This window comes from Roseimaritima sediminicola (genome assembly GCF_009618275.1).
Classification (GTDB): Bacteria; Planctomycetota; Planctomycetia; order Pirellulales; family Pirellulaceae; genus Roseimaritima; species Roseimaritima sediminicola.
Window position 1 is genome coordinate 1 of sequence record NZ_WIAD01000036.1, and the last position, 19,377, is coordinate 19,377.

Consider the following 19,377-nt stretch of genomic DNA (forward strand, 5'->3'; position numbering starts at 1 on the left):
ACGCACGGTTCGGAGGGAGGGGAGCCCGGCTCAACCGGGCTTCCCTACCCCTATCGTTTTTCTTACAGGCTGCGAGCCTGGACCGCGTCTTGGCGGACCAGGGTGATCCGCTCGCGCTGCAGGGGCGTCGCTTGGCCGGCGGGCGTAGCCAACTGCTGCAGGTGCGGACGGCGGATCATTTGCAGGCCGGCGCCCACCCGGTCGATCCGGTGGGTCGCGCCGGCCGGGTTCCAGGCCTTCAGCCGCCGCATCAGCGGCCCCTCGAAAGATTTCGGCGCCGACTGGGCCCGCGCGGCGACGACCGATCGGTCGCGGCTCATCTCGTACAACTGTCGCAGGTCTTCCAGACGCACCGGGGCATCGGTTTCGCGAATGAAAACGACATCGCCGATCGATTTCTCCAGCCCCGTCTGCCCGGCCGCCTCCATGCCTCGCGGCCGCGGATGGCAGACGACGCGCAGGCCCGCGTGGCGACGCTCCAGTTCGGCCAGTACGTCGACCGTGGCGTCGCGGCTGCCGTCGTCGACCACCACCACCTCGGCCGCTTCGTCGATGATTCCCGGCAGCGCGTCGAGCAACTGTTCGACCTCGTCGATGATGCTGTACTGGCAGTCGCGAACCGGCAGGACAACGCTGAATTGAGCCATCGCGGACATCTCATCTCTTGCGGACGCGGGGGGAGAAGGCAGGGGTTGCGGGCGGCCCCCTTCAGGAATTCACTGTGCATGAATCCACTGTCCCAGAAAGCATCATCGGCATCTCGGCTCGCCCGGGTTCAAGCCCAGTCCCGACACGGCTCGCTGTAGCGTTTCTGTGGCCTGTGCGGGCCCGGCCTGTCGATTTATTGAGCTGTTTAGGCGAACGCTCCGGTTTCGTCACCGCAAAACCGGAGCGTTCGCCCAAACGGCTCACGCAAGCAATGCGTTTTCGAATCAATCGACAGACTGGGCCGCCGCCGGGTGACGCGGGCGAGCGGGGTTCGATACCACCGCGGGGCGTCTATAATGCGGCGCCGCCCTGCCCCGTCTGGCCTTCGTCCCGCTGACCCGCCGTCTGTTATGACCCCGTCCTCGCCCCAGGATTCTTCCTCGCCCCAGGATTCTTCCTCGCCCCAGGATTCTTCCTCGCACGATGCGTCTTCGCCTGCGCAGCCGGACCTGCCGGATTTTGCCCGGGGCACCGACGGCTTGTTGCCGGCCATCGCTCAGGACGCCGACAACGGCCAGGTGCTGATGTTGGCCTGGATGAACCGCGCGGCGTGGCAGCAAACGCTCGAGACCGGGCGGGCGACCTACTACAGCCGTTCCCGCCAATCCATCTGGTGCAAGGGCGAATCCAGCGGTCATACGCAGGAGGTGGTCGAGGCGCGGGTGGACTGCGATGGCGACACGATTTTGTTGCGCGTTCGCCAGCGCGGTGCGGCTTGTCATGACGGCTACCGCAGCTGCTTCTACCGCACGGTCCACCGCGACGGATCGGTCGAAGTCAACGCGGCGGTGTTGGTCGATCCGGCCAGCGTCTACGGTTCCAACGACTGAGTGGGCTCCGATGGGCCGCGGCCTTGCTCGGATTCCATGGCTGAACGCGGGACTTCCATGGCTGAACGCGGGACGGCTGCCGGAACCGGACGGCGGTGCCGAGCGGCAACGGATTCGGCTAGGATTGGGGCGGCGCGCACGAGCCGGAGCTCGTCGCCGTTTCCTTCCTTCTTGAGATTCAGACCATCCAAGCCATGAGCGCCGAAGCCAAACTGAAAGAGTTGAACATTGAACTGCCGATCAGTCCCAAACCCGTGGGCGTGTACAAACCCTTGGTCATCGCGGGCAACATGGCCTACCTATCGGGGCACGGTCCGCTGAAGGACGACAAGACCTTGATCACCGGGCGGCTGGGCGACGATCTGGATGTCGAGGCGGGTTTTCAAGCCGCGCGCCTGACCGGCCTGGGGATGCTGGCCACGCTGCAGAACGAACTGGGCAGCCTGGACCGCGTCGTGCGACTGGTCAAATTGCTGGGCCTGGTTCGCTGTACCGAACAGTTCGACCAACAGCCGGCCGTGATCAACGGCTGCAGCGAACTGTTCCGGGACGTGTTCGGCGAGGATGCCGGAGTGGCGGCGCGCAGTGCCCTGGGGACCAACGCCTTGCCCGGAAAGATCGCCGTCGAGATCGAAGCCATCTTCGAGATCAAGTCCTAAGAGGAAACGTTGACGCCGCCGCAAAAAAAAGCCGCCGCTGCCACGAATCGTGGCAACGGCGGCCTGGGTCAAAAGACCATTGGTCCACACGGAGAAGGATGGACTATTCGCGAGGGCGGATCGCACCGGTCAGACCGCTGTAGTCCACGCGGTCTTCGTAGTGCCACAGCGGCTGGCCCAGTTCGACGCGGCGGCGCAGCACTTCGATCTTTGCCGACGAGCCGGCCGGGGCATCGGTGCGGGAAAATTCATTGTCTTCCTGGGGCACGAAATCTTCGTCGTGACCGTAGCGGAGGATGGCTTCGAATACGTTTTTGCAGTTGTTCATACCAAGTCCCTGGAACCGGGAGGAAACAAAAGGGTGTTAGCGTCTGTCAGCATGTCTCTCCGGTGAGGCGGTTTCGCGACGACCAGGGAGCGGGTTCGCGGGAACCCGATGCGGATCAACAAGTTGTGGGATAGTGGCCGGTTGTTCGATGCGTAGACGGGTTGTCGATGCGTGTCCTCAAGAACCGTCCGTAACGGTTATGTCGACCGGGGAAAACCTCCCCCTTAGGTGAATAACTCCGTTACGGCTTGACACGGCTTCCTGACCGGCATGCTGCGATTATTGCCGGCTTTGCTCCTCAGTCAAGAAAATTGTTGCCGCCCATTGCTCTACAGCGGCCCTCGGCCGCCATTTGCAAGGCTCTGAGGACCCGGTGCGAGGCGGCAAAACGCTGGCAATCGGCGGGGAAATCGGCGGCAGGGAACGGGCCTAGGGGGGCGGCAAACCCAGCGGCGCGACTGGCCGTTAGGGAAAGGATTGCTCCTTTAGCTGGATTCTACGGACCGTTCCGGTCGCCTTCGGAGCCCGCTGGGGTGTTGATGTCAAGGCCCGTTGACCGCCGCGCGTCAAGGCGGGTGGGACGGGATGTCGCAGATTTTTTTACCGCTTTGGACGCAATGAAAAAGCCGAGAAGTTTTCCTGATTTTTTTTCCCGGCTGGACTCCTGGCAGCCTGACGGATGGGCATTTTATACCGCTGCCCCGGCTCGTCCGTCCTGAGAGGATATCCCAGAATGGGAAACCTTCACCGCCAAGGTGAACGGTGCGGCCGGTGGACGCGGATCAGCTGGGGGCCGCAGGAGCCTTCGCGGCCGTGAAACCGGTTTCGCAGTTTTTTACTCTCTCTCTCTCTCTGGAGCAGCTGAGGATCGCATGTGGACGCAGAGCACCCTTCGCTTGCCGGCCAAGCCGCGCGGCTTTCATTTGATTACCGACGCCGTGTGTGAGGCGGCCGAGGGACTGGCCGACGTGAAGGTGGGTTGGATGAACCTGTTTATCCAGCACACCAGCGCCTCGTTGACGATCAATGAGAACGCCGACCCGACGGTGCGAGTGGATTTCGAAACCGCGGCGAACCATCTGGTCCCCGAGGACCTGCCCTACCGCCACGCGCTGGAGGGCCCGGACGACATGCCGGCGCACGTCAAGGGCTCGTTGATGGGGTTCAGTCTGACGATTCCGATCGCCCGGGGCCGGTTGCAGCTGGGGACGTGGCAGGGAATCTATTTATGCGAGCATCGCGACCGGGGCGGAAGCCGGAACCTGGTGATCACGATTCATGGGGAGGTCGAACGCGATTGAGCACGTGGGTGTTCAGCGATTCGCTGGTCAGGGTTTCGGCGTCGGCCAGCAGCGGTGCCGGCGGTGGACCCGAGGGGCGCGGCGGCAAGCGGAGCGGCAGGCGAACGTAGAACGTGCTGCCGCGGCCCAGCTGGCTTTCGAACGTCACCTCGCCACCGAGCAGCTTGCTCAGTTCCTTGACGATCGACAGTCCCAGGCCGGTCCCGGAAAACTCTCGGGTCAGCCCTTCGCCGTCGAGCACTTTGCGGCTTTGGCGAAATTTTTCGAAGATGATCGATTGGTCTTCCTCGGCGATGCCCACGCCGGTGTCGGAGACCGACAGCTCGAACCTCGCGTCCTCCAGCTCGCGGACATTCACCTGGATCATCCCGCCCTCGGGCGTGAACTTGATGGCGTTGCTCAGCAGGTTGGTCAGGATCTGGCCGAACTTGTTTTGGTCCTGGACGGCTTTGGGCAATTCGTCGCTGGCCGTCACCGTCAGCTGGATGTTCTTTTCTTCCGAGAGGCTGCGGATCATGTCGCACTGGGCCTGGACCAGCATGGCCAGATCAAAGGCCACCGGACGGATCTCCATCTTGCCGGCTTCGACCTTGGCCAGGTCGAGGATGTCGTTGATCATCTCCAACAGCACACGGCCGCTTTTCTGGATGTTGGTGGCATAGCGTCGCTGTTTGTCGTTCAGCGAGTCGATGCCGGCCAGCACCTCGGAGAATCCGATGATGCTGTTCAGCGGCGTCCGCAGCTCGTGGCTCATATTGGCCAGGAAGTCGCTCTTGAGCCGGTTGGCTTCGTACAGCTGGAGGTTCAACTGGGCCAATTGGTCGACGCGTTGATCGAGTTCGTCGTTGACGTTCTGGATCTGTTGCCGAGTTTCCACCAGGTGGCGAAGCATGCGGTTGAAGGCGGTGGCCAATTCGCGGAATTCGTCTTCGGTTTCGATCGAAGCCCGCATGTCGGTATCGCCATGGGTGATCGCATCGCTGACGTCGCGAAGGTGGTACAGCGGGGAGAGGACCAGGTACCGCATGATACGGTGCAGCACGACCACGGTGATCGCGATGATCAGCATTGCCACGGCGATCACCACCGCCCGGATCCAGGCATTGGCCTGCTGGGTCGCGTGGTAGGGCATGCTGACGCGAATCACGCGAAACGGGTACTGCTGGGCCAGCACCTTGGGGTCTTCGTCGGCGGCGAACGAAACCGGCTGGACGGGGCTGTGGCACGAAACCAGGCACTCCGGTTCGCTGAACACCGGCGTGTAATGGATATAGCGACCGTCGATCGGGCCACGCTCGGCGAACAGAGGTTGCGAGCCCGGGGCGATTTGCGTGAACGCTTCGTTCTCCTCCAACACCATCGGCCGCTGGGCCAGGTCCGGACGGTCTTTGGCCAGGTACTGCTCCAGCCGCAGATAGAACTTGTTCTCCAGCTGCTCCAGTAAGGCGCGTTCGGCGGCATCGGCCGGCTGGGCCGCGTCGGACAGGTTGTCGTAGGTCGTGCCGCCTTCGCCCAGGCTCAGCACCTGATAGTCGTACTCCGGCCGCAGCAGTTTGCTCTCCAGTTCGTTCAGCACATCCAGCTTGACCTCCTGAGCCGTCTCGTCCAGATCGCTGCCGTAGATCGCGTCGCAGTGGACCCGCATCATTTTGGCGGCGCCGAAGTCTCGGGCGACCTGCCGCGTGCGGTCGATCACCAGGCGTCCGGCCAACAGCTGGACGACCCAAAAGGCGGCAAACATCAGCGGCACCAGGGCCGAGACGAACAGCAGCACCGACTTGCGTTCCAAGCTCATCGATGCAAAGACGTTTTGCAGCAGTCGGAACATAAGACCGGAGCTCAGGGAGGTCAACGGATGCGGGCTCGGGCGAGGTTTGCCTTGTCGAGCAGGGTGTAACCGGCGAAACCGTAAAAAGCGTGACGACCGCCGGCGGTCGGTGTAAACTACCAAGAATCCGTTGCTTGCTGCCACCCATAACGAGAACTAGCATAGCAACTGAGTCCAACGCCACGCTCGGCCGGGTGCGTCCCGGCCCCTGCCCCACCCCCCCCCTCGTTTATCATCTTCGTTTATTATCTTCGATTCTCGCAAACCTTTTAGGGATCCAACCGCGCTAGCTGCGGAGGAGCAAACTGTAATGAGCCGAAAGACCCGCCGTGTTCTTCAATCGGTGCTCGTGGGCACCTTGACCACGATCATGTGTTTCAGCCCCGCTTCGGCAGGTTGGCTGAAGAAACGGGCCCATTGTCAGGTGGCCCCCAGTCCCTGCCCGCCCGTTGCCTGCCCGCCCGTTGCCTGCCCGCCTGTTGCCTGCCCGCCGGCGTCATCATGCTGTGATCCGGCTCCGGTGGTCGTGATCCAGCCTGCTTGCCCTCCGGCGGCTTCGGCCGGCTGCTGTGACGAAGGCGTGGTGATCGAATCAGGCCAGCCGATCGATTCCGGTTCGCCAATCGAATCCGGTCAACCGGCGCAGCCCTCACAACCCGAGTCGCTCAAGCCGGCTGTCGAAGATCTGGAAGCGCCCAGCGTGCCCGAAGAGCCGCCGGCTCCGGAAGCTCCTACGGCTCCGGTTCCCGATGATGTGGCTTCGCCCAGCGATGCCGACCCGATGCCCGTCCCGGCCACGCCCGATCCGGTGGCCGAAGAAATCGCGTTGCCCAGCGAAGAACCCGCTCCGGCCGAAGAACCCGCTCCGGCCGAAGAAGCCGCTCCCGCCGAAGAAGCTGCTCCCGCCGAAGAAGCTGCTCCCGCTGAGGAAATGCAACCCGCCGAAGAGCCCGCACCGGCCGAAGAAGCTGCACCGGAGACCGACCTGTTCGGACCGGCCGAAACCATGGAACCGGCCGAAGAGGCCGCGCCGAGTGGTGATCTGTTCGGTCCGGCCGAAGAGGCCGCACCGGCCGAAGAAGCCGCACCGGAGACCGACCTGTTCGGCCCGGCCGAAACCATGGAACCGGCCGAAGAGGCCGCGCCGAGTGGGGATCTGTTCGGTCCGGCCGAAGACGCCGCACCGGCCGAAGAAGCCGCACCGGAGACCGACCTGTTCGGCCCGGCCGAAACCATGGAGCCAGCCGAAGAGGCCGCGCCGAGTGGGGATCTGTTCGGTCCGGCCGAAGACGCCGCACCGGCGGAAGAAGCTGCATCGGAGACCGACCTGTTCGGCCCGGCCGAAGCCATGGAGCCAGCCGAAGAGGCTGCGCCGAGTGACGACCTGTTCGGGCCGGCCGAAGCGATGGAGCCGGCCGAAGAGGCTGCGCCGAGTGACGACCTGTTCGGGCCGGCCGACGCCATGGAGCCAGCCGGTGACGCCGCGCCGAGTGACGACTTGTTTGGACCTGCCGACGCAGCCGGTGAAGAAGCTGCACCGGGCGAAGACCTGTTCGGTCCGGCCGACGCGATGGAACCGGCCGGTGACGCCGCACCCATGGGCGACTTGTTCGGCCCGGCCGACGCAACCGAGGAAGAAGCCGCTCCGGCCGAAGAGGATCTGTTCGGCACCCCCGAAGAGGAAGAGGCCGAGCAAACCGACGCCCTGGACATCTTCGGTGCCAAGGCTCGTGACGCCGCCTCGACGGTCAGTGCTTCGGTCGATCCGCTCTCGGCCACCGAGTCGCGTGTTTGGATCGACAACACCGGTGGGTTTTCCACCGAAGGTCGGCTGATTAAGATCACCGAAACGCATGTGCGACTGCAGAAGTCCAACGGTCGCACCTGCACGGTGCCGCTGCGTCGGCTGAGTCCGGCGGACGCCAAGTACGTGGAGAGTGTCGCGAGCCGCCTGCCGGCGGAAACCGTGGCGATGCTGATCCAGGACTGATCGAACCAGCCGCTGTTCACCAGGTCCCCTAGGCCAGCGGGTCCCGCGGCCCGCCGCCTAGGAGTCTGGCGATGAACCACCCAGTCCGCCTGATGCACTACGATCCGCAGTGGCGTCAGGAATTTGAACAAACGCGCAGCAGCGTCTTGATGTCCTGCACCGGTTGGGTGCAGGCGGTCGAGCACGTCGGCAGCACGGCCATCGATGGCCTCGTCGCTCAACCCATCGTCGACGTCTTGGCCGGCGTAGTCGATCCGGCCGGACTCGATCCGGCGCGGCAACGCGTCGAGGGGCTGAACTTTCAGGTCACCGAACTGCCCGAGTGGGCCGACGATGCGGTGCTGCTGCGCAAGCCGCGACACGGCGAACCCACGCACTGTGTGTACCTGACGCAGATCGATAGTCCCTTGTGGAAACGTCTGTTGGCCGTTCGCGATTGGCTCCGCGAACACCGCGACGCCGCCCTCCGCTACGAGGAAGCCAAGGTGCATCACTGGAAAGCCTCGCAGGCGGATCGCGAGCGCTACCAACAAGCCAAGGCGATCTACTTTTCGCACTTGGAAGATCAAATCCGTTCGGGACGCTGAGGGCGGGAGACGTGCGGTATGGCCGGCGAACGAAAACAGATGACCGTGGCCGACTATGCGGCCGTCAGCCTTTGCCCGTCGCTGATCGTCGTCATGCTGACCGCCCTGGTGCACTTCTTGATCCTGTGCATCTACCGCGGCGAGTTCACGATGCGGCTGACGTACATCCTGTTCATGTTCATCGTCGGGGCCACGGGCATCGCCCGCATCTCGCTGGATTTCGGGCGGGCCCATGCCAGTGTCTATGCCGGCATCCTGGGGCTGGCCACGCTGATGGTGCTGGCCCAGTTCAGCAACCCCGTGTTTGCCCTGGCCATGATCGTCCTGGTCTGGTTCCTGGCCGATCACATCACCGCCGATTGCACGGTGATCGAGGATGCGGAACGGGCCAGCGGCGAAGGGTTGTTGGGCACCGGTAAACTGTTGGGCGGCCGAAGGTCTGCTCGCCACACCGACGTCCAGCTCGACGGGACCACCACCGTCGCCGCGACCCAGTCGTCGGAGTCGGGCCGCAAGAAACGGCGCCGCCGTGGAGCAACCAAACCCGGCCGGTCCGTCTTCCTGCTGGCCATGGCCGCCCTGCCGCTGTTCGGCCTGGGCCAGTGGCTGCTGCCCCATGACCCGCAGGTTGCCGGCGCCGCTCGCTGGGCCCTGGCGACGTACCTGTTTGCAACGCTGAGCCTGTTGGTGGCGACCAGCTTTCTGGCCTTGCGAGCCTACCTCCGCCGCCGCGGTACCGAGATGCCGGCCAAGGTGTCGGTCAGCTGGATTGGGGGCGGGATCGTTCTGACGGTCCTGCTGCTGATGGCCAGCTTCCTGCTGCCGCTGCCGGGCCACACCCTGGCTCGCTTGGAGCTGCCCGCGGCCGTGGAGTCGCCCGAGTGGCTCAGCCCCAGTCGCTGGGGCTGGGGCGAGGAAGGTGTCGAGGACCCGCAGAGCCGCGTGGAAGCCTCCGCCGAACGCGGCGGCGAAGGCACGGAAGGAGACCAAGGACAGGGAAAGTCGCAGAGTGGCCAGCAGTCAGGCGGAGACCAGTCGGGCGGCCAGCAGTCCGGCGGCGAACAGTCGGGCGGCGAACAGTCGGGCGGCGAACAGTCGGGCGGCGAACAGTCGGGCGGTGAACAGTCGGGCGGTGAACAGTCGGGTGGAGAACAGTCCGGTGGAGAACAGTCCGGTGGAGAACAGTCCGGCGGCGAGCAGTCGAGTGGCCAGCAGTCCGGTGGCGAGCAGTCGAGTGGCCAGCAGTCCGGTGGCGAACAGTCGAGTGGCCAGCAGTCCGGTGGAGAACAGTCCGGTGGAGAACCGTCCGGCGGAGAACAGTCGGGCGGTGAACAGTCGGGCGGTGAACCGTCCGGTGGAGACCAGTCGGGCGGTGAACCGTCGGAAGGGGAGTCCGGAGCGGCTTCGCAGCAAGACGCGTCGCAGCCGCCGGCATCGAGTGAGCGAAGTCCCCGTCGCGAACTGCCGGATCTGACTCGGTGGATGCCCCGGTTCAGCTCGCTGCTGAAGCTGCTGATCGGATTGTTCTTGGTTGCGGTGATCGCGTGGTTTGTGATCCGCAACCGAGCGGCATTGATCGCAGCTTGGCAAGCTTTCCTCGCTTCGTGGAAGCGGTGGCAGAAAGACCTGGGCGTGGCCGAGGAAGACGATGCGGCACCGGTCGCCGAGCGCACGTACCGCAGCTTCGCTTCCTTCCGAAACCCGACGGGAACCTCCGCCGATGGTCGCCAACAGATCGTGATCAGCTTTGCGGCCCTTGAAGCCTGGGCGCGCGAAGCGGGCGAGGCGCGGCGGGACGACGAAACGCCCAGCGAGTTTCTGCGCCGATTGGGACGTGCGCATCCGCCGCAGGCGGGCCACTTGCAGCGTCTCGCCGCCGCCTACAACCGGGTCGTCTACGGCCGCCGCAACGTCGCAGCGGAAGATCTGCAAGCCGCCCGTTCGCTCTGGCAGTGGATGACTTCCACCCACACTTCCAATCCAGAGCCCGCCGTCGCGCCGTGAGAACCTGTCCTGTGGCCGACAGGCCGCTAGCGGCTTGTCGTTATTGCCGGCTCGGTTACCGCCTCGACTCAGTCCGCATCTTCATGCTCCGTCACGACCACGGAGTCCGCGATGAAGAAACCTCGGATCTCTTCCAGTTCCGCTTCGATCACCGGATCAAAATCCCAGTCGTACCCGGATTCGATTTCCGTGTAGGCAACATTTTGCACCGTCCCCGTGACCGTGATTTCATCTTCGTCGTTCAAGTCGAACGGTAGATCTGTCTTGGAGACAACGGTCAACAGGTCATCCTCGAGCCACTTGTGCTCGTCTTTCATCGTAAACGTTCTGGCATCGATCACAGCGACGACTTCCCCGGTCAGGGTTTTCACTTCGCCAGTAGTCGCGTCGCCTTCGGCAACGTCTTCCACTTCATCGGTACAGCCCAAGGCGAGGGCAAAAGCGAACAAACCGAACGATAACAGTAGACCTGGCTTTTTCATGGTGTCTCTCTCAACTACGCAAGGGTGTAAACAGCCCGCAGAACAAGCGGTCGATAATTCGAGCATGGTCGAACCATCAACATCTTGCGTTCTCGGGCCAGAGTTAACGTGAACACCACTGCGTACGAGCAACCGATGCGCCAAACCGAGAAAACATCGCAGCCACCTGCGAACGCGGACCTCGGAAGTTTTCCTGCGGGGGCAGCCCGCCGGCGCGTCCGGCTCAGGTCGGGATCGAATCCTTACCGATAGGGATTGTCGGAGGTTTGGTCCCAGAATCGGCGGTTCACGTCCGATGGGTCATTGCCGGGAAGCAGGATGTCACGCGCGGCCGCACAGCCGGCGACGCACACGGCGAGCAGGACGAGGGTTATCATGAGTTGACGCATGGGGGACTCCTTTTCCCTGCTGTACCCATGGTGACCTTCCCAAGTCAACACGAACACGATGCGATTGCTTTCCTTATTTCTAGTCCTGGCTGTCCTGGCTGTCCTGGTGTTCATTGTTGGAGAACTGGACCCCGCTTAGGTTCCGGTAAACGGAACCGGAACGAGGACGGCGTGCTGGTGAAACCAGGTGGCCAAACCGTGGACATCCAGGTACTGCGACAGGAACACGGCCAACAGGTAGGCGCCGACGATTCCCGGCATCAGCAAGCGAGCGGTCCAGCGGGCGAGGCCGCGAAAGAACCCGCGGGGTGGCGGCAATCGCCGGGCCCGCCGCATCGCCAGTCCCGTGGCAACGCGGGCCGGCAACATCAAAGCGACGAACAACAGGCACGGAACCCAGGTCGCTTCCCGGGGCAGGGTTTCGATCTTCAGTAGGTACAAGGGAATCGCCAGGGCGTAAACCAACAGCATGGCGATCGTCCAGGACCAGGGCGCGTGGCGGAAAAAGTCCCGCGCCGCGCTCCACTGAAACATCGCCCGCAACCGGTTCTCGGCCGCAAAGTTCGCTTGCAGTAGCGGCAGGTACAGCAGCACGACGCCCATCGAGAGGAACGCCAGCACGGCCAACAACCCGGCTCCGCCGCCGCGACCTTCGCGATTGGCCACGATCAGCAGCACCGCGGGAATCGTGATCCAGATCATCGTTCCCACGAAGCCCCGCAGGCCCAACCAAAACAGTCGCGGAATTTCCAGCGACAAAAACAATTTCCACAGATCCTGCTTGGCTTGGATCCAAGTGCTCGGCCGCCAGAACTCGCCCAGAAAACGCAGCGGCGCGGGCCACAGATAATCGCGCAGCCGTCCGCCGCGCATCCAGGCCCAGGCCAATAAGGCCATCGCCAAAACCGCGGCGGCGATGCCGGCAGCCCGCAGCGGGGACGCGGCACCGCTTTGTGGATCCACCAACCGAGCGACCTGGGACCAGTGCGTCAACAGATGCACCGGCAGACTGACCAGGAAGATGGCCAGCAAGGCCATGCCCAGCCGCGTGGCGTGGCGGTACCAGGGCAAACTGTCTCGCAGGGCCGCGCCTCGCGAGAGCCGACCGACCACCTCCAGCAGATATCCGAATGTCACCAGTTGCAGGGCCGGCACCGCGGTGATCAAGGCCAACAGGACCGTCAACGACGCCATGCGAAACGTGGCGGTGACCGACGCTCGGATCCATCGCCCGCCGCGCCGCAGAAGACCGACGCGGCGCGGGGGGGGCTTCGGGCCTGCGTCGGCCGGGTGCACCAGGCGAGCCGGAACCACCTCCGAGGCCGCCGGCGGCTCGACCAATCGCGCAGGAATCGGCCGGGTGTCGGCAAGCTTCGCGGCAATCGGCTGAGGGTCGGGAGCAGTCATTGGGGTTTGTTCGCTAGCGAAGTTGGAATCTTGACATCATTACCGGAACGGGTGGGAAAAAACAGAGAATTCCGATTAAGTGGCTTGTAACGGATGTCGATACAAGACAGTGCGGGGGGGCCCGACAACGGTTGGCCGGTGCGCGGAGTTCGAGGGAACGGCCGCGGGAAACCGGTCCGAGAATGCCCATGAGACCGCTCTGCCAATCGATCTCCGCCCGCGGGACCGTGCTGTTGCTGGCCGTCGCCGCGCTGAGCAACGGTGGGTGCATCGCGCTGAACATTCCCAGCGTTCGCTATCACGAAAGCGAGCCGGTCGCCGGGCCGCGCACGCTGGATAAAGTCCTGTTGTTCTCGCCTACGGGCCGAGGCGGCTGTGACGTTCCCTCCGCCGGCGGTCCGCTGCCACCGGCCACCGGCAACGCCGCGATGGGTTCGGCCGGCTGTGCCTTGGGGAACTGTGGCCCGGAGGACGCGTCCGGGGGGCCGCACGGGTGTGGTCCGCAGGAACCTGGGCCGAAGCTGCCCGAAGTGCCGTGGCCGCGTTTCCATCCGGTTCCGACTTCGCCGGTGTTCGGCGGGTGACGCGCGGCTGTGGCATAGGCTTCCAGCCTGTGAAATCTTTCTTACCAGCAGCAAGCCGGATGCCAGGACGCCGGCCCGTTCATGGTAAGGGTGGTAAACCTTGCCGGTTGATCTCTGCGGCATCAAGCTGGAGGGGGTGAGCTTCCGATTCTTGCACGCATAAGGGTCTTACGAGATCCACCCATTATCGCAGTTGTAGGAAGTGGATGCGTCATCCCTTCTGAAACTGCTCGCAGAGCGGCGCGGGGTTCTATGCTTCACCACACCTTGATCCCAGTGACGCGGCTGACAGTGCAGTGCATGTTGGCTTGCGTGCTGGTTGTAAATACGATGTCCGCGCCGGCGGCACAGGCAGAATCGCTGCGGGAGACGGCGGTCGTTCGCGCCTTCCGTTCGGCCAGTCCATCGGTCGTCAACATTCACGGTCAGAAGACTGTGCGAGCGACCGCGGCCGGCTTTGCCGGGGCGACGCCGGATTCCTTTCGGCAAGTCAACGGGATGGGCACCGGCGTGGTGGTCGATCCTCGCGGTTACATCGTGACCAACTTCCACGTGGTCGAGGATGTCGCCGACATCCGGGTCACGCTGAAGGACGAACGAACGTTTTCGGCGGAATTAATTGCTTCCAGCAAGCGAGACGATCTGGCGGTGATCAAGATCACCGTCGGCGAACCGTTGCCGGTGATCCCGCGGGGTTCCAGCGAAGATCTGATGGTCGGTGAACCGGTGCTGGCCATCGGCAACGCATTCGGATACGAGAACACGCTGACCCAGGGCATCATCAGCGCCTTGCATCGCGACGTGCCGGTCAACGAAACCCAGTCCTATCGCAATCTGATTCAAACCAGTGCCGGTATCAATCCGGGCAATTCCGGCGGCCCGCTGCTGAACATCGAAGGGCAGATGATCGGAATCAACGTCGCCGTACGGGTGGGGGCGCAGCAGATCGCCTTTACGATTCCCGTGGATCAGGCACTGGAAACGGTCACCGAGATGATCGAGCAGTACAACCGCCAGCGGTCCTCGCTGGGCATCGAGGATCTGTTGGTCAGCGACGCCAAGGATTTGCAGATCGCCGCGGCCGGAAGCACCGAGCTGGAGCCTGGCGACCGCATCGTTCGCATCGGGGACCGACCGGTCAGCGATCGGTTCGAGCTGGCTTTGGCAGCCCTGGACGTGCGGCCCGGTGAGTCGATCGCGATGCAGGTCCAGCGCGATGGAACGACTCGAGACTTCACCTTGGTCGCCGGCCATCCGCGGCTGGACGCCCGCACGGGAACTCCCGCAGAGCTGGTCTGGGAATGGATCGGGATCCGCGCCGAACCGCTGAACATCTCTTCGGTGCGGCGGATGAACAGCCGGCTGGGGACCAATTACAAAGGCGGACTGCGAATCACCTCGCTCCGCAGCGGTTCGCCGGCGGCCCGTCAGGGCATCGAACCGGGAGATGTGCTGTTGGGCATTCACGAATGGCGCACCGCCACGCTGGACGACCTGGAGATGATTGTCGAACACCCCGAACTGCAGCGTACGGCGGAGACCAAGTTCTACATCCTTCGCAGCAATCGCACGCTGTACGGCTTCATGCGGTTGGCCAATCGCCCCGCGACGCATCACTAAGATCCTGCTGCACGCCGTTCATGCCCCTGGCTCGAACCAGCGTCTCGGGACGAAGCCTGCTCTCGGGCAGGCTTCGTCGACCCAGCCGAGACCCTGCTCGAGCCAGGGGCGTTGTGCGGTCACTCACTGCGCGGCTCGACCGTCGCGGCCGATTCGGCCAGCTTCTCCTTGAGCAACCGCAGGGCCTCTTGGAAACTCTCGTCCTCGGGACTCAGCTCCACGGCCCGCTGCAGCTTGGCCAGCGCCTCGTCCATCTGCCCGTCCAGGTAATAGGCCAGCCCCAGGCGGTACTGCAGCATGGCATTGTCGGGCACGAGGTTCGCGTCCCGCTCCAGCAGCGGCAGTTCTTCGCTGCGAAGCTGTTTGGCGCGGGCCGCGCGTTGGGCCTGCGTCTCGGGACTGGTGCCGGTGACGTCGCCGGCGGCCAACCGGTCCAGCAGGGCCGCCAGGTTGGCTCGCGCCCCGGTACGCTCGGGTTCGACCCGGATGGCCGTTTCGTAGGCTTCCATCGCTCGGGCATGCAGGCCGCGTTGTTCACACAGCATCGCCCAGGCCAGGTGCGATCCGGCGCGATCGTTCGACGCCATCAGCGACTCGCGAACCTCCAACAGCACGATGTCCAGCCGCTGCCGTTGCGAAGCGGTCAGGTGGCCGTAGATTCCGGCTTGCGTCATGCCGACGGCCGCTTCGTGACGTTCAAGACGACTGTCCGCCGACAGCAGCGGCACGAGCAATCGCCCGAGGGCCACCGGACGCAGCGGCGCGGCGGCCAACAGGCGGATGGCCGCGGCGCGAACCATCGGCTCCTGCGTTTCGTCCTCGAGCAGTTCTTCGGCCGTGGTCACCGAGCGAACCAGACCTTGAGGATGTCCGGTTAATTCGTCCAGGATGGTCGCCCGGGCGATGGCCGCGGTTTGGATGTTGGGTTGTTTGGCCCGCTCGAGCAGTTCATCGATCGCTTCGGTTTGGCCGCGTCGCAGGGCCGTGATCGGTTCGGCAAAGTGCGGGTCGCGGCGGCGGTTCGCGCCATACCAGCGGTCGCACGCCTCGTCGCTCCAGCGATCGGTTTGCAGCATCAAGGCCGCGATCGTTTCATCTCCGGCTTCGGCGGCCGCCTGCCAGTCGGCGTACTCTTCCAGTTCCGCGCGCTGGTCCTCGGGAACCTGTTCCAAGCGGTCTTCGATATGGCAAGCCGTGCAGGCGTTGGGCGTGCCCAGCGCGACCGAGAGATCGGGGCGCGGAATCCGCAGGCTGTGGTCGCGGCGGACGTCCACGTCCATATAGGTGCGGGTGGGCATGTGGCAATTCACGCAAGCGGCACCGGGTGTGCCCACGGCATGATGGTGGTGCGCCGGCGTATCGTACTGGGCCGCCGGGTGTTGGTGACACGAGGTACAGGTGGCGTTGCCGGGGAATTTTAATTTCAGCGAATGCGGATCGTGGCAGTCGGTGCAGCGGATGTTCTTGTGGTACATCCGGCTTTGAATGAACGAGCCGTAGACGTAGTCCTCGTCCTTGACCTGGCCGTCGGCAAAGTACGTCTGCTCGCGGAGCAGTTCCAGGTTGAAGTGGTCGCAGAAGGCATCGCCGGCTTGATGTCCGGCGGCCAGCAGACCGCGCCGGCTGTGGCACGGCGCGCAGGCGTCGATCTGTGGCTGGTTGGATTCCGCCTTCAACTTAGTCAGACCGTAACCGTGCTCGCGATCCCAGAACAGGGACCGTCGGTTGGCCAGTTCGACGTGCAAACTGGCCGGGCCATGACAGGCTTCGCAGCTGACGTCGATCTCCGAGAACGTGGTGTGATAGGTCAGATCCTGGTGATCGAAGCCGCGGACAAGATTGGTCGAGTGGCACTCGGCGCACATCGTTTGCCAGCGCTGGGCGATACCGGTCCAGTGCAGTTGATCGTCGGGCTCCAGTTTGTCCTGGACATCCGGTGGGCGCAAATAAAACCATCGTTTCCGCAGCGTGTCCCAGCTGATCCGCAGCACCTGCAACCGCGCGATCTCGTCCTCGGCGACCGCCTCGGTGCGGTCGAATTCGACCATGTACTGTTGCAACGGAGTGACGCCGAAGACGTACTTGATTTCGAAGTCCGCCAGTTCGCCGTCCGGTCCTTCGGTGTGGATCATAAAGCGCTCGCCGCTGCGGAACATGCGGCTGGTGATCCCGTCGTGCTCGAACGTCACGTCGTCGAAATCCCCCAGCACGGTGTCTTCGTTGGCGACATCCATTGCCAGGTCGTGATGGGAACCGACGAACTTTTCGAATTCCTCCTGGTGGCACTGCGCGCAGGTCTGCCGGCCGACGTAGCTGGCCTGGGCGTTGGCGGGCAGACCGGGACGAAGGTAGTCTGCCAGGACGGCGACCGCGCACAATCCACACACCAACAGCGGAAACCACAGCCAGGGCGAGGACAGGCGGGCCAGACGCGACAAAAGAAGTTTGTTCATTAGTGGGTGGGGACGTCGCCACCGGCGAGACAGCGCTGGGCTTCGCGGCGCAGCTGATTGATCAGTTGGTCGCGGCGGGCGTCCCGGCCGGGCAAACGGCTGAGCAGCCGGGCGGAGCGGAGCAGCGATTCAGCGGTCAGGTAGTAGGATTCGTCCCGCATCTGCGCGTCGTCGGCCCGCGGGTCGGCCGCCAGAGCAGGCGGGTCGCGATGAACCTCGGGCGACTGATGGAACAACGCCTGCTCGGCCGGCCATTTGTCCAGTACGCTGCCCTGGCGACGGATCGCGTTGATCGCGCCATCGAGGATGGGATCGCCGGTCTCGGCCGTCTCGCCCTTTTCCAGCGCCCGCTGGATCTGCCGGCGAACCGCCTCGTCGCGCTGCCGCTCGAGCGACGGCGGAGCCGATTGCGGTGGCGGTTGCCGAAGGCCCGAGGGCGGAGCGGCCGGCTGCGGTGCATCGGCCGGTACTTGCGAGGTTTCAGGTTCCTGCGGGGTTTCAAGTTCCTGCGAGGTTTCAAGATCCTGCGGGGCGGTGGGGCCCGCCGGCTGGGCCTGTTCGATCGACGGCGGGTCGCCGGCCAGCGGCGGCGCGGCCACTGCGGCTGCCGTCCACAAGCATCCCCCGGCCCACACGCATCCACCAGTCAACAAACTGGCGACAAAGCCGCCGAGTGAACGATTTCGCCGCACTGAATAGGTCATGACAGTTTGAAGTTGTCCGGTAGTTGAGCGTCTTTGATGACGATGGGGATGCCGTCGCGAATCTGGACCGGATCGTCGTCGCCTTGGTTGTCTGTTCCCGCATCGTTGACGATACGGCAATTCTTACCAAGCCGACAGTTTTTGTCCAAGATCGCGCCTTCGATGACGGAGTTGTCTCCGATCCCCAGGGGCACGCTATCGACGCGCGGGTTCAGCTTGCTGTCGATGTAGTCGGCACCCATGACGACGCTGTTGCGGATGGTGACGTTTTCGCCGATCACCGTCCGCAGCCCGATCACGCTGTTCTCGATCACCGCTCCGGGGCCGATCTGGCAACCGTCGGCGATCAGACTGCCCGAGACCTTGGCCTCTTCCATCAGGCTGGGCGGCAGGAAGCGGGGACGGCTGTAGACCGGCGATTCCATACAGCGGAAGTCGAAGGGCGGATTCCGCGTCGCCAAGCTGAGGTTGGCTTCGTAGAACGCGCGGATCGTGCCGATGTCCTCCCAGTAATCGTCAAACAGATGCAGCTGGACGCGGCGGGTGCGGATCGCCGTGGGAAAGACCTCTTTGCCGAAGTCTTCGTAAGCGGTCTTCTCCAGCAGATCGACCAGGAACTGTTTGTTGAAAATATACAGCCCCATGCTGGCCACGCAGTCGCGGCCATTGGACGGGACGCCCTGAGCGTCGATCCAGGCCGGATCGGTGCGGACCATGTCGATCTCTTCGTCGCTCTGCGGCTTTTCCAGGAACCCGGTCACCCGGCCCGTGTCATCCGCTTTCATGATGCCCAACGCCCCGGCCTCTTTGCGGTCCACCGGGATCCCGGCGATCGTCACATCGGCGTTGTTGTCGACATGCGTTTTCATCATGTCGCGAAAGTCCATGCGGTACAGTTGGTCACCCGACAGGATGACCACGTGTTCGACGTCGAACTGGTCGATGTACCGCAGGTTCTTTCGCACCGCATCGGCCGTGCCCTGATACCAATCGGTGCCGGCTTCGACCGTCTGCTGGGCCGCCAACAATTCGACAAACCCGCCCCGGAAGGCATCGAAGGAGTAGGTCTGGCGGATGTGCCGGTGCAAGCTGACCGACAGGAACTGCGTCAACACGTAGATCCGATTCAGGTCGCTGTTGATACAGTTGCTGATCGGAATATCGATCAAGCGGTACTTGCCGGCCAACGGAACGGCTGGCTTGGATCGAATCTTCGTGAGGGGAAACAGGCGAGTTCCACGTCCCCCGCCAAGAATGAGCGCAATCGCATTCCGCATGATCGGCGGTGCCTTATCTGAAAAGTTCTTTCCCGGTTGCAACCCGCGGCTCGGTGCAAGCGCGGGTGATGACGACACAAATGGGCAGTGCGAATGATGCAAACGACTGCCGATGGCGCATCTTACCAGTTACCCGTGGGGGCTGCATGGGGCGAGCCGACAAAGGGCCGCGAATCACGCTGCCGGTCGCCCACCGTTCGCTACAGCGGGACCATGGTCCCCAGAC

17 protein-coding genes are annotated in these 19,377 nt (G+C 63.9%); 8 read left to right on the plus strand and 9 right to left on the minus strand.

Translation table 11 applies throughout. The features are described from left to right. Window positions 1-62: 62 nt before the first annotated feature. Window positions 63-647, minus strand: coding sequence for a glycosyltransferase family 2 protein (locus tag GE027_RS16065; RefSeq protein WP_162006764.1), 585 nt, complete (start codon window positions 645-647; stop codon window positions 63-65). 411 nt (window positions 648-1,058) lie between these two features. Here GE027_RS16065 and hisI point away from each other — a divergent pair, with 411 nt between their 5' ends. Together hisI and GE027_RS16075 are read left to right on the plus strand one after the other, a co-directional pair. Continuing rightward, window positions 1,059-1,538 (plus strand): phosphoribosyl-AMP cyclohydrolase, encoded by a 480-nt coding sequence (hisI, locus tag GE027_RS16070; RefSeq protein WP_153558235.1) that lies wholly within the window; start codon window positions 1,059-1,061, stop codon window positions 1,536-1,538. Window positions 1,539-1,732: 194 nt separating this feature from the next. Then, window positions 1,733-2,197 (plus strand): RidA family protein, encoded by a 465-nt coding sequence (locus tag GE027_RS16075; RefSeq protein ID WP_153558236.1) that lies wholly within the window; start codon window positions 1,733-1,735, stop codon window positions 2,195-2,197. Window positions 2,198-2,300: 103 nt separating this feature from the next. On the opposite strand, the gene GE027_RS16080 is transcribed toward GE027_RS16075, so the two are convergent. Then, on the minus strand, window positions 2,301-2,525 hold the full coding sequence (locus GE027_RS16080) for a hypothetical protein (RefSeq protein WP_153558237.1): 225 nt from the start codon (window positions 2,523-2,525) through the stop codon (window positions 2,301-2,303). Between the two features lie 872 nt (window positions 2,526-3,397). On the opposite strand from GE027_RS16080, the gene GE027_RS16085 reads away from it, so the two are divergent. Beyond that, complete coding sequence (locus tag GE027_RS16085; protein ID WP_153558238.1) at window positions 3,398-3,826, plus strand: secondary thiamine-phosphate synthase enzyme YjbQ; 429 nt, start codon at window positions 3,398-3,400, stop codon at window positions 3,824-3,826. On the opposite strand, the gene GE027_RS16090 is transcribed toward GE027_RS16085, so the two are convergent. After that, complete coding sequence (locus GE027_RS16090) at window positions 3,795-5,654, minus strand: sensor histidine kinase (RefSeq protein WP_153558239.1); 1,860 nt, start codon at window positions 5,652-5,654, stop codon at window positions 3,795-3,797. The genes GE027_RS16085 and GE027_RS16090 overlap by 32 nt on opposite strands. Before the next feature lie 310 nt (window positions 5,655-5,964). Here GE027_RS16090 and GE027_RS16095 point away from each other — a divergent pair, with 310 nt between their 5' ends. From GE027_RS16095 to GE027_RS16105, 3 genes are all read left to right on the plus strand, one after another. Continuing rightward, window positions 5,965-7,644, plus strand: a complete 1,680-nt coding sequence (locus GE027_RS16095) for a nucleoporin (protein ID WP_153558240.1) — start codon at window positions 5,965-5,967, stop codon at window positions 7,642-7,644. A gap of 71 nt (window positions 7,645-7,715) precedes the next feature. Then, window positions 7,716-8,231 carry a GrpB family protein gene (locus GE027_RS16100; RefSeq protein WP_153558241.1) on the plus strand — a complete coding sequence of 172 codons (516 nt, stop codon included), beginning with the start codon at window positions 7,716-7,718 and terminating at the stop codon, window positions 8,229-8,231. Window positions 8,232-8,249: 18 nt separating this feature from the next. Then, window positions 8,250-10,235 carry a DUF4129 domain-containing protein gene (locus tag GE027_RS16105; protein WP_153558242.1) on the plus strand — a complete coding sequence of 662 codons (1,986 nt, stop codon included), beginning with the start codon at window positions 8,250-8,252 and terminating at the stop codon, window positions 10,233-10,235. A gap of 68 nt (window positions 10,236-10,303) precedes the next feature. On the opposite strand, the gene GE027_RS16110 is transcribed toward GE027_RS16105, so the two are convergent. From GE027_RS16110 to GE027_RS16120, 3 genes are all read right to left on the minus strand, one after another. Next, a complete protein-coding gene (locus GE027_RS16110; RefSeq protein WP_153558243.1) occupies window positions 10,304-10,717 on the minus strand; it encodes a hypothetical protein in 414 nt (137 codons plus the stop codon). Window positions 10,718-10,959: 242 nt separating this feature from the next. After that, window positions 10,960-11,106, minus strand: a complete 147-nt coding sequence (locus GE027_RS16115; RefSeq protein ID WP_153558244.1) for a membrane or secreted protein — start codon at window positions 11,104-11,106, stop codon at window positions 10,960-10,962. A gap of 135 nt (window positions 11,107-11,241) precedes the next feature. Then, window positions 11,242-12,513: a DUF4013 domain-containing protein gene (locus GE027_RS16120; RefSeq protein WP_237607582.1), complete on the minus strand. Its 1,272-nt coding sequence runs from the start codon at window positions 12,511-12,513 to the stop codon at window positions 11,242-11,244. Between the two features lie 188 nt (window positions 12,514-12,701). Here GE027_RS16120 and GE027_RS16125 point away from each other — a divergent pair, with 188 nt between their 5' ends. Together GE027_RS16125 and GE027_RS16130 are read left to right on the plus strand one after the other, a co-directional pair. Next, a complete protein-coding gene (locus GE027_RS16125) occupies window positions 12,702-13,097 on the plus strand; it encodes a hypothetical protein (protein WP_153558245.1) in 396 nt (131 codons plus the stop codon). Window positions 13,098-13,373: 276 nt separating this feature from the next. Beyond that, window positions 13,374-14,717 (plus strand): trypsin-like peptidase domain-containing protein, encoded by a 1,344-nt coding sequence (locus GE027_RS16130; RefSeq protein ID WP_162006765.1) that lies wholly within the window; start codon window positions 13,374-13,376, stop codon window positions 14,715-14,717. 119 nt (window positions 14,718-14,836) lie between these two features. Here the strand turns inward: GE027_RS16130 and GE027_RS16135 are convergent, their stop codons facing one another. From GE027_RS16135 to GE027_RS16145, 3 genes are read right to left on the minus strand one after another with little or no spacing between them, the layout of a single operon-like run. Next, on the minus strand, window positions 14,837-17,170 hold the full coding sequence (locus GE027_RS16135) for a tetratricopeptide repeat protein (protein ID WP_153558247.1): 2,334 nt from the start codon (window positions 17,168-17,170) through the stop codon (window positions 14,837-14,839). Next, window positions 17,170-17,874: a hypothetical protein gene (locus GE027_RS16140; RefSeq protein WP_153558248.1), complete on the minus strand. Its 705-nt coding sequence runs from the start codon at window positions 17,872-17,874 to the stop codon at window positions 17,170-17,172. Before GE027_RS16140 ends, GE027_RS16135 begins: the two co-directional genes overlap by 1 nt. Then, the gene (locus tag GE027_RS16145; protein ID WP_153558249.1) at window positions 17,871-19,151 is read right to left on the minus strand and encodes a glucose-1-phosphate adenylyltransferase; all 1,281 of its coding nucleotides are present in this window, start codon (window positions 19,149-19,151) and stop codon (window positions 17,871-17,873) included. The genes GE027_RS16140 and GE027_RS16145 overlap by 4 nt, the downstream gene beginning before the upstream one ends. Window positions 19,152-19,377: the final 226 nt, after the last annotated feature.